Raw genomic sequence first — 9,214 nt, forward strand, 5'->3', positions numbered from 1 at the left:
GGTGCCCCGTCTCATCCGTGAACAGCAACCGCTGGGAACGCCCGGCGGGACGAACGGAAGGAAACGACATGGCTGACACCACGACCCCCAACACCCTCGCCGGCTCGCGCTCCGCAGGGACGCACGCCGCTGGCTCCAACCCCTCGGGCAAGACCACGATCGACGACACCGTCGTCGAGAAGGTCGCCGGCATCGCCGCCCGCGAGGTCAACGGTGTGCACGCGCTCGGCAAGGGCGCCGCTCGTGCGATCGGTGCGATCCGCGACGCGATCGGCCAGCGCGACTTCGGTCAGGGTGTCAAGGTCGAGGTCGGCGAGAAGCAGGTCGCCGCGGACATCGTGATCGTCGCCGAGTACCCCGTCTCGCTGCAGCAGGTCGCCGACGGCGTGCGTTCGTCGGTCGCCCGCGCGCTGACCCAGATCGTCGGCATGGAGGTTGCCGAGGTCAACGTGACGGTCCAGGACGTCTACATCCCGGGTGACGACGACGACAACGACGACAAGAAGGAGTCGCGCGTTGAGTAACACGTTCGCAGGTGCCCTCATCGGGGCGATCCTGGCCGTCGTCGCACTGCAGTTCGGGTTCGGTGGCTTCGTCCTGGTGGTCGTGTTCGGCGCGATCGGTGCCCTCGTGGCGGCGCTCACGTCGGGCAAGATCGACCGCGGTGCCCTGACCGACGTGCTGACCGGACGCCGGAGCTCCCGGTGACCGCCGGCCCGGGTGTGCCGGGCCGCGTGGAGATCTCCGCTCGTGCGTTGCACTCGCTGGCGCGGGCCGTCGCAGCCGAACGGCTCGGCGCGCCCGCGCGGCGGGTCCGCGTGGAGCTCGGTGACCACGCGGGCGGCCTCGCACTGCAGGTCACCGGTCCGATCCGCACGCAGGACGACGTCGTCGCATCGGCCGTCGCCGCCGCCGAACGCGTGCGCGTCCGGGTCGGCGAGCTGTCCGGCCGTCGCGTCGGCAGCGCCCACATCGAACTCACCGGCATCGTGCACGAGCACGACGGCCGGGTCCGGTAGGAGGAGGAACCCATGAGCACCAGCTCGCTCGAACGCCGCGTCCAGCGGCGGAGCATCCACCGTTCCCGGTCCGGTGCCGTGTCCGTGTCCCTCATCGTCCTCGTCCTCGTGGCGGCGTGGATCGGTACGGAGTCGGTCCTGCAGGCCGTCGGTGCGGCGCCGCTGTTGGCGGACCCGCAGACGGTCGTCGACGCAGCACTCAAGCCGGACGCCGCGTTCGTGACGATCGTCGAGGTCGTCGCGGTCGTGCTCGTGGTCCTCGGCATCGTGCTGATCGTCCTGGCCCTCAAGCCAGGCCGGCAGCCGCGATCGGCCGTGGCGCACGAACGTGGTGCCGTGGTGATCGACACCGCGATCCTCGCCGCGACGGCCGCGAACGCCGCAGCCCTCGCGGCCGGCCTCCCCGAGGGCAACGCGAAGGCCTCGGCGCGTGGACGTTCGTCCGAGGTCCGGCTGGTCCCGCTCTCGGGCGTGCCCGTCGACCAGGCTTCGGTCCGGTCCGCGGTCGAGGAGCGGTTGGGGCGGTTGGACGAGCGGTTCGGCAAGCGTGTGAAGGTCCGTGTGGAGGAGAAGGGAACGCTGGCATGACCAAGAGCAACCGCACCCTGAACCGGATCATCCTGCTCGTCCTCGGCCTGGTCGCCGTCATCGTCGGCCTGACCATCGGCGCCGGGGTCCTGCCCGCCGTGCGTGACGCCCTCAAGCCGTACGTGACGTTCCCGTCGAACGTGACCGTGCCCGCGGCGTCGCTGTGGATCGTCGCCGCCGCGTGCGCGGTGCTGATCGTGCTGGCGCTGCTGTGGGTGTTCACCCGTGGCCGCGGCGGCACCAGTGTCGCCGTCCGGGAACGCTCCGGCGAGGACCAGGTCACGATCGACGTCGCGCTCGTGCGGGACGTCATCGACCACGAACTCGCCGGCGTCCGCGACGTCGTCGGTTCCAAGGTCGACACGTACCTGGTCAAGCAGCAGTGTGCCGCCCGGATCCGGGTGAACGTGCGCCGCGGCGGCGACGCTGTGAGCGTCCTCGACGCCGTCGATGACGCCATCGGCGTGCTGGACCGCACCCTCGGCCGGCAGGTCCCGGTACTGGTCCACCTCACCGGCGGCACCCGCGCCGCACTCGCCAAACCCACCCGCGTGCAGTAGACCGCACCACCCACCACACCGCACCAAACCCCGGGGAGCCGCACCACGCCTCCCGGCGGGGCCGGTGCCGGCACCCACCAACCTGACCCCGCGACAGCATGCCTCCGCGTTCTGTCGCTGTTCATGAGGAGAGCCCCATGGCGAAGAAGCCCCCTGTGAGTGCGTCCACGTCCGAACAGCGTCGCGAGGAAGCGACCGACTGGTCGCCGCTCGCGCGCTACGCGTCCGAGTTCTTCGGCACCTTCCTGCTCGTGCTCGGCGGCATCGGCACGGCCCTCTTCGCCGCGAACGTCCCGAGCGCGACCGACAACCAGCAGGGCGTCGGCTACCTCGGCGTCGCCCTCGCGTTCGGCCTCACCCTCGTCGCGGGCATCTCCGCCGTCGGGCACATCTCCGGCGGCCACTTCAACCCGGCCGTCACGCTCGGCCTCCTCGCCGCCGGCCGGACCGACGCGAAGCACGTGGCGGGCTACATCGTCTCGCAGGTGATCGGGGGACTCGTCGCCACGAGCATCCTCGCGGCCGTGCTGAGCGGCAAGCCCGGTGCGTTCGCGGCGGCACACGAGGGCGGCTTCGCCTCGAACGGCTACGGCGACGGGAGCCCCACCGGGTTCGGCCTCGGCTCGGTGTTCCTGACCGAGGCGGTCCTGACGGGTGTGTTCATCGCGGTCATCCTCTCGATCACCGCGAAGAAGGAGTACCAGGCCGTCGCACCCCTCGGGATCGGCCTCACGCTGACCCTCATCCACCTCGCGAGCATCCCGGTGAGCAACACGTCGGTGAACCCGGCCCGCTCGATCGCCACCGCGGTCTACGGCGGTGCCACCCCGCTGGCGCAGCTCTGGGTCTTCATCGTCGCGCCGATCCTCGGTGGGGTCGTCGCCGGACTGATCGTCCGGGTCGCCGGCCGGAAGCGCCTGACGAGCTGACCGGAGGCCCCGTGCGCAGGGCGCATCTCGGCGGCGTCCCGCGCACGGGCACCGGTGCGGGACGCACGCTGTGCGCTCCCTCACGACCCGTTCACCTGCCGTCCCCCGAGCGGGGGCGACCACGGGGCGAGACTTCCCCCATGAAGCTCTTCGGCAGGACCACGGGTCGACGGCGCACCGCAGCGTTCGTCGCAGCGGCAGGCATCTTCGCCGCCGCGTTCGCGGGTGTCGCGTCCACCACCGCCTCCGCAGCCGACGCCAGCACGGCGCAGCGCGGCACCACCATCACCTCGACGGGACTGCGTCCCGGCCAGGTGAAGCACGTGTGGCTGATCATCCTCGAGAACAAGTCGTACGACGCGACGTTCACGGGCCTCAACCAGAACAGCTACCTCTGGAAGACGTTGCCGGCGCAGGGGGTGCTGCTCAAGAACTCCTTCGGCACCGGCCACTACAGCATGGACAACTACATCTCCATGGTGTCCGGGCAGGGTCCGCAGGCCGACACCCAGTCCGACTGCAACGTGGTGGACACCCGCTTCGGGTCGAACCGGAGCATCATCCGCGCCGGCGAGGACGCCGGGCAGGTGCGGTCGCTGGCCAACGCGTCGCAGCCGAGCGGGGCGAACGCCCCCGACGGGTCGAACGGCTGCACCTACCCGCACGCGACCCCGACGCTCTTCAACCAGCTCGACGCCGCTCACAAGACGTGGAAGGGGTACGCGCAAGACCTCGGCGCGCAGCCTGGTCGCGAGGACGGCACCTGCGGCGCACCGGGCACCACCGAGAACAACCCCGAGACGAACCCGACCTACCTGACCCCGACGTCGGACCACCCGGCACCCACCGGTGTGACGAGCTTCACGGGCGCCCAGGCGAACGACCAGTACGTCGCCAAGCACTTCCCGTTCCCGTGGTTCGAGGGGCTCACCGGCACGGCCGGCGCCCACGGTGCCGCGGCGAAGTCGCTCACCACGCCGGCACAGGGCGGCACCGACTGCGACGCCGCACACATCGCCAACCTCGACTCGTCGTCGAACGGTCTGTTCCGCGACCTGCAGCACGAGAAGACCACCCCGGCCTTCAGCTGGATCACTCCGAACAACTGCAGCGACGCGCACGACGCCGTCTGCAAGGGGAACAACCTCTCCGGGGCGTTCACCAGCAGCGGGCAGCCGGTCTACCAGTCCGGCACGCCGGCGCCGCAGTCGACCACCCCGAAGAACCACACCGGCGGTCTCTACGCCTCTGATCTCTTCCTGAAGTACTACGTCCCGATGATCGAGCGCTCGCCCGCGTTCAAGGATGGCGGGCTGATCGACATCACGTTCGACGAGGCGAACCCGCCCTTCACCTACACGGGCAACAGCTTCAACAACGCGAACCACTACGGGCCGACGCTCTCCGACAAGCCGGGCGCTTCTTCCGGCATCGCGGCCGACCGCGCCGGCGAGAACATCGACGGCAAGAACGTCGCCTTCGAGCCCACCGGCCCGAACTCGACCCTCGGCAAGGACGCGAAGGGCAACCAGCTCTACCCGGGCCCCGGGTACAACGCGTTCATCGACCGTCCGCCGGTGTGCACGCAGACCTCGCCGACACTCGTGCCCGCGAACTGCGTCCCCGACATCGTCCGCGGCGGCTCCGGCAACACCCCCGGTGCCCGCACGGACGCCGTCGCCGCGAACACCGCGTCGAGCTACGTCAGCGACCAGTCGATCGTCGCGACCGACACCGGCCGCGGCGTGGTCGACACGACCGACACGACCGGCCCCGGCGGCACCAGCCCGATCCCCGCGGACACCTTCGTCGGCGCGGTCAGCGACACCGGTCCGCAGTTCCCGACGACCGCCTCGGGCTCGGTCGTCGACGGCTCGTTCCAACTCCTCGACGCCTCGGGCAACCCCGTCACGCCGACCGGCGCCGTCACGAGCCTGACGCTCAGCGCAGAAGGGGCACCCGGGTTCCTGAGCACGGGGCAGACCGCCGACCCGCTGTACGACGCCACCGACGCGACCCCCGGCGGCGGCGACACCGGCAGCGTGCTCATCAGCCCGCTCATCAAGCCCGGCACCGTGTCCACGACGTACTACAACCACTACAGCTGGCTGCGGACCATGGAGGACGTGTTCGGGGTGAGCCGAGGGGACGACCACCAGCGGCTGCCCGGTGGCACCGTCTCCGGCGGCGTCGACGGTCGCGGGCACCTCGGCTACGCGGGCCAGGCCGGCCTCGAGCCGTACGGGCCCGACGTGTTCAACAACGCGAGGCACCGGTGACCCGCTCCCGCGCCGCGACCCTCGCGGTCGCGGCGGCGGGGGTGGCGATCCTCGCGGGCGCGCTCGTCGGCTGCTCGTCCCACGCCGAGCCGGAGGCCGAGGACACCTACGGCGGCATGCCGGCGTACCTCGCGGGGATCCCGTCGACCACGGACGCCGTGCTCGACGGCACCGCGGCCCGGCCGGCCCTGACCTCCGAGGGCGACGCGGTCCGGGTGCACCTGCACGGCGGGTCGACGGTGCTGGCCACCGTCACCGGCCCGGTCGTCCCCGGCGAAGGACTGCCGTACCAGGGTGAGACGACCACCTGCACGTGGACCGTGTCGCTCCGGGACGCGTCCGGCACCGTGCCCGTTTCGCTGGCCGACCTGACCACGACGGACCAGCTCGGGAACACGTACCGACTCTCCCCGGTCCCGGGGAAGGGGACGCCCCCGAGCGTGCTGCGTCCCGGACAGCGGGCCACCTTCGAGGTCCGCACCGTCATGAAGGTCGGTGAGGGCCTGCTCCGGTGGGCGCCCGGCGGCGGGAAGACCCTCGCCGAGTGGGACTTCGAGGTCGAGAACGACTGACGGTCGAGGTCGCTGACGCGACCGACGACCGGACGGGAGGCACGGGGCGGATCCGCCGCGTGCCTCCCGTCCGGTCGTCCGGTCACCGTTCTGAGACCGCAGCGATCGCCTCGCTGACGATTGCGCCAGGATGCTCCTCACGCCACTTCTTGACCTCGCGCGGATCGGCAGCAGCGCCCTCCGGCACGCGCGTCGAATCGATCACGCTCGGTGCGAATGCTGCGTACGTGATCGTCGCGAGTGCTCCGAGGCAGAGGTACTGGAATCCCAGCGTGAGCCCTGCGCCGATCGTCGTCACGATGCCACCCAGGATCACGAGCGTTGGCTGCCAGCGGATCTGCGGCGTCACGGCTGACGGCGCCGTCGGCGACGGAGCGCGGCGCCTGACCAGAGCACCGCGGTGAACAGGGCGAGCGCAGCTCCGACGGCGCTGCCCCAGTGACCAGCAGTCGCAGGAGCGGTGACGAGTACCGACCCCCCGACGACGAGCGCCGAACTGAACGGAAGCGCGATCGGAACGGAAAGCAGGGCGTACATGTAGTACTTCATGCTGATACTCTACGAACCGTTCTGTCGATCGATGACGATTGGATCGGAGGTGTTCGCGAAGTACAAGATCTTCATGGGTCTCGCGATGAGTGTGGGGGTCGCAGCGGGTGGTGTCGTCCTCGCTCCTGCAGCGATGGCTTCCGAAGGAGAACAGGGGGCGGCGTCGCGGCAAGCCGGCTTCACCGGGTGGAGTGTTGCGAAGAGGACTGTGATCAGCAAGACGCTGCTGACGTCTACCCAGCGAGGCAAGAAGCTGTCGAGCATGTACTGCCACGGCTCATCGTCCTCGGGATGTGATGTCTCCCGTTCTGTGAGCCTGACCAACACCACACAGACCGGGTACGGCCTCAGTGGCGCACAGGTCAGCGCACAACTCGGTCTCTCGACGTCGACGTCGACCACCACGACGGCGACGTGCCATGCGCCGAAGAAACGAGGTGTCCAGGGGTACGAGACGGGATACCGCTACAAGTACAAGGTGCGCTCGGTCCGAACGTTCATCAACGCTGGTCACGCGACCAGTGTCAAGGAAACGAAGACGACCGGCTGGCTGTACGCCTACCGGCCGCGAGGGGTGCTCTGCGTGGCGACTGCCTGACGCAGCGCGCACAACAGGGCCATCCGGTGTCGTCTCCAGCTCGAAGCACCGGATGGCCCTCGTGCTGTCTCGGCAAGGGACGACGGCAGACGACCTGGGATCACCGCTGACTGGCCACGATGTACCAGAACGTCCGGCCGTCCTGACCGGCATCCAGTACAGAGCGCTCATCGGGGATGGACACATCGAGCGTCCCGTTCTCGGGCACCATGAGTCGCACGGTCGCCGTGGCGCCGCACTGCACATCGATCGACTTGCGTGAGGACCCGTTCACGGAGATCTCGAATCGCACATGAAGGGCGCCGTTGCACGCGGCCACGACATCCGCGTCGCCAGGCTCGGCTGAGAGCGAGCCGCCACCGGAACCGATGCCCGCTGCTGAGTCGTTCTCCGGCTCGGATGCGAGGACGCGGTCCATCGATGCTCGCCAAGTCGCGAGTTCCAGGACTTCGCTTCGTCCGAGCGTCGACCTGGAGGGTTGGTGCGTGGTGCTGCACGAAGCGAGCGACGCCGACACCACGAGTGCTGCACTGGCAGCCATCAAACATCTTGCTCGGTACATATCAGTACTCTACCGTCCGGCGGGGACGGGCAATGGATCACTCAGGCGGTGGCGAGCTCCCGCGTCAGCGCTGCCACGAAGTCGTCGATGTCCTGCTCCGACGTGTCGAACGAGCACATCCACCGCACCTCGTTCCGGCTGGCGTCCCAGTCGTAGAACCGGAAGTGCTCGCGCAGGCGGTCGGCCACGCCCGCGGGCAGGGTCGCGAACACCCCGTTCGCCTGGGTCTCCTGGCTGAACCCGACGCCCTGGATACTGCCGTCGGCGATGCCCGCCTCGAGGGCGCCGCGGAGCCGGGCGGCCATGGCGTTCGCGTGCTGCGCCGAGCGGAGGTAGAGGTCGTCGGTGAGCAGGGCGATGAGCTGCGCCGAGACGAACCGCATCTTCGACGAGAGCTGCATGTTGAGCTTGCGGAGGTAGTGCAACCCCTCGGACGCCGAGGGGTTGAGCACCACGATCGCCTCGCCGTACAGCAGTCCGTTCTTCGTGCCGCCGAAGCTCAGGACGTCGACCCCGGCGTCGGTGGTGAAGGCACGGAGGGGGAGGCCGAGGGTGGCGGCCGCGTTCGAGATCCGGGCACCGTCCATGTGCAGCTTCATGCCGAGGCTGTGCACGTGGTCGGCGATCGCGCGGACCTCGTCCACGGTGTAGGCGGTGCCGAGCTCGGTGGTCTGCGTGATCGACACGACGAGTGGTTGCGCGCGGTGCTCGTCCCCCCATCCCCACGCCTGCTGGTCGATGAGCTCCGGTGTGAGCTTGCCGTCGGGGGCGTCGACCGTGAGGAGCTTGATGCCACCGACCCGCTCGGGCGCCCCGGCCTCGTCGGTGTGGATGTGCGCGGTCGAGGTGCAGACGACGGCACCCCACCGGGGCAGCATCGACTGCAGGCCGACGACGTTCGCGCCGGTGCCGTTGAACACCGGGAACACCTGCGCCTGGTCGCCGAAGTGTTCGGCGAAGACCTGCTGCAGGCGCGCGGTGTAGACGTCCTCGCCGTAGGCGATCTGGTGGCCCTGGTTCGCCGCGGTGATGGCGTCGAGGACCTCCGGGTGGATGCCGGCGTAGTTGTCGGAGGCGAAGCCGCGGAGGTCGAGGTCGTGGAGTCGGAGGGTCACGTGTCGATCCTAGGTTCGGAGGCGGCGGGCTCGGGCCGGAGCGGGATCCGGACGCCGTTCACCGCGGCCGCCTCGGCGTCCCAGAGCCCGACGACCTCGTCGCCGAGGCGCCCTTCGAGACCGTCGAGCGCCTGCACGACGAAGACCGTCGCGGCGGCGGTGGCCGGGGCGTCCTTCCGGAAGCCCTGGGCGACGGCTCGGGTCCAGGCGTCGGCCGCGGCCTTGGCGGCGGCGTAGTTCGCTGCTCCGGCGGTGGGGCGTTCGACGCTCGTCGACGACACGATCGCGAGGCGCCCGGCGGGCGAGGCCACGAGGTCGTCGTACAGGGCGCGGGTCGTGTTCCGGAGCGTGCGGAAGCCCCGGTCGAAGAAGTCCCAGTCCTCGTCGGACTGACCGGCGAGACCGCCGCCGCCCCGCCATCCGCCGACGAGGTGCACCAGGCC

14 protein-coding genes are annotated in these 9,214 nt (G+C 70.1%); 9 read left to right on the forward strand and 5 right to left on the reverse strand.

Going from position 1 to position 9,214, the window contains the following annotated elements:
* Positions 1-68: 68 nt before the first annotated feature.
* From NS184_RS14105 to NS184_RS14140, 8 genes are all read left to right on the forward strand, one after another.
* Positions 69-524 (forward strand): Asp23/Gls24 family envelope stress response protein, encoded by a 456-nt coding sequence (locus NS184_RS14105; protein WP_058726744.1) that lies wholly within the window; start codon positions 69-71, stop codon positions 522-524.
* Positions 517-708 carry a hypothetical protein gene (locus NS184_RS14110; protein WP_058726745.1) on the forward strand — a complete coding sequence of 64 codons (192 nt, stop codon included), beginning with the start codon at positions 517-519 and terminating at the stop codon, positions 706-708. The genes NS184_RS14105 and NS184_RS14110 overlap by 8 nt, the downstream gene beginning before the upstream one ends.
* A complete protein-coding gene (locus tag NS184_RS14115) occupies positions 705-1,019 on the forward strand; it encodes a hypothetical protein (protein ID WP_058726746.1) in 315 nt (104 codons plus the stop codon). The genes NS184_RS14110 and NS184_RS14115 overlap by 4 nt, the downstream gene beginning before the upstream one ends.
* A gap of 12 nt (positions 1,020-1,031) precedes the next feature.
* On the forward strand, positions 1,032-1,607 hold the full coding sequence (locus NS184_RS14120; protein WP_058726747.1) for a DUF6286 domain-containing protein: 576 nt from the start codon (positions 1,032-1,034) through the stop codon (positions 1,605-1,607).
* Complete coding sequence (locus tag NS184_RS14125; RefSeq protein WP_058726748.1) at positions 1,604-2,167, forward strand: ABC transporter permease; 564 nt, start codon at positions 1,604-1,606, stop codon at positions 2,165-2,167. Before NS184_RS14120 ends, NS184_RS14125 begins: the two co-directional genes overlap by 4 nt.
* A gap of 137 nt (positions 2,168-2,304) precedes the next feature.
* Positions 2,305-3,096: an aquaporin Z gene (gene aqpZ, locus NS184_RS14130; RefSeq protein ID WP_083513723.1), complete on the forward strand. Its 792-nt coding sequence runs from the start codon at positions 2,305-2,307 to the stop codon at positions 3,094-3,096.
* A 140-nt stretch (positions 3,097-3,236) separates the two neighbouring features.
* A complete protein-coding gene (locus NS184_RS18400) occupies positions 3,237-5,375 on the forward strand; it encodes a hypothetical protein (RefSeq protein WP_058726749.1) in 2,139 nt (712 codons plus the stop codon).
* Positions 5,372-5,947, forward strand: coding sequence for a hypothetical protein (locus tag NS184_RS14140; protein WP_058726750.1), 576 nt, complete (start codon positions 5,372-5,374; stop codon positions 5,945-5,947). Before NS184_RS18400 ends, NS184_RS14140 begins: the two co-directional genes overlap by 4 nt.
* A gap of 82 nt (positions 5,948-6,029) precedes the next feature.
* Here the strand turns inward: NS184_RS14140 and NS184_RS14145 are convergent, their stop codons facing one another.
* Together NS184_RS14145 and NS184_RS14150 are read right to left on the reverse strand one after the other, a co-directional pair.
* On the reverse strand, positions 6,030-6,296 hold the full coding sequence (locus tag NS184_RS14145) for a hypothetical protein (RefSeq protein ID WP_058726751.1): 267 nt from the start codon (positions 6,294-6,296) through the stop codon (positions 6,030-6,032).
* On the reverse strand, positions 6,293-6,496 hold the full coding sequence (locus tag NS184_RS14150) for a hypothetical protein (RefSeq protein WP_058726752.1): 204 nt from the start codon (positions 6,494-6,496) through the stop codon (positions 6,293-6,295). The genes NS184_RS14145 and NS184_RS14150 overlap by 4 nt, the downstream gene beginning before the upstream one ends.
* On the opposite strand from NS184_RS14150, the gene NS184_RS14155 reads away from it, so the two are divergent.
* The gene (locus NS184_RS14155; protein WP_058726753.1) at positions 6,495-7,094 is read left to right on the forward strand and encodes a hypothetical protein; all 600 of its coding nucleotides are present in this window, start codon (positions 6,495-6,497) and stop codon (positions 7,092-7,094) included. The genes NS184_RS14150 and NS184_RS14155 overlap by 2 nt on opposite strands.
* A gap of 100 nt (positions 7,095-7,194) precedes the next feature.
* Here NS184_RS14155 and NS184_RS14160 read toward each other — a convergent pair whose 3' ends face one another.
* From NS184_RS14160 to NS184_RS14170, 3 genes are all read right to left on the reverse strand, one after another.
* Complete coding sequence (locus tag NS184_RS14160; protein ID WP_152998233.1) at positions 7,195-7,635, reverse strand: hypothetical protein; 441 nt, start codon at positions 7,633-7,635, stop codon at positions 7,195-7,197.
* Between the two features lie 62 nt (positions 7,636-7,697).
* Complete coding sequence (locus NS184_RS14165) at positions 7,698-8,771, reverse strand: threonine aldolase family protein (RefSeq protein ID WP_058726755.1); 1,074 nt, start codon at positions 8,769-8,771, stop codon at positions 7,698-7,700.
* Positions 8,768-9,214 (reverse strand): SDR family NAD(P)-dependent oxidoreductase (locus NS184_RS14170; RefSeq protein ID WP_152998234.1); only part of this gene is annotated, 447 nt, incomplete at its 5' end. The genes NS184_RS14170 and NS184_RS14165, both read right to left, overlap by 4 nt.

The sequence above is a fragment of the Curtobacterium luteum genome (assembly GCF_001475545.1).
Lineage (GTDB): Bacteria > Actinomycetota > Actinomycetes > Actinomycetales > Microbacteriaceae > Curtobacterium > Curtobacterium luteum_A.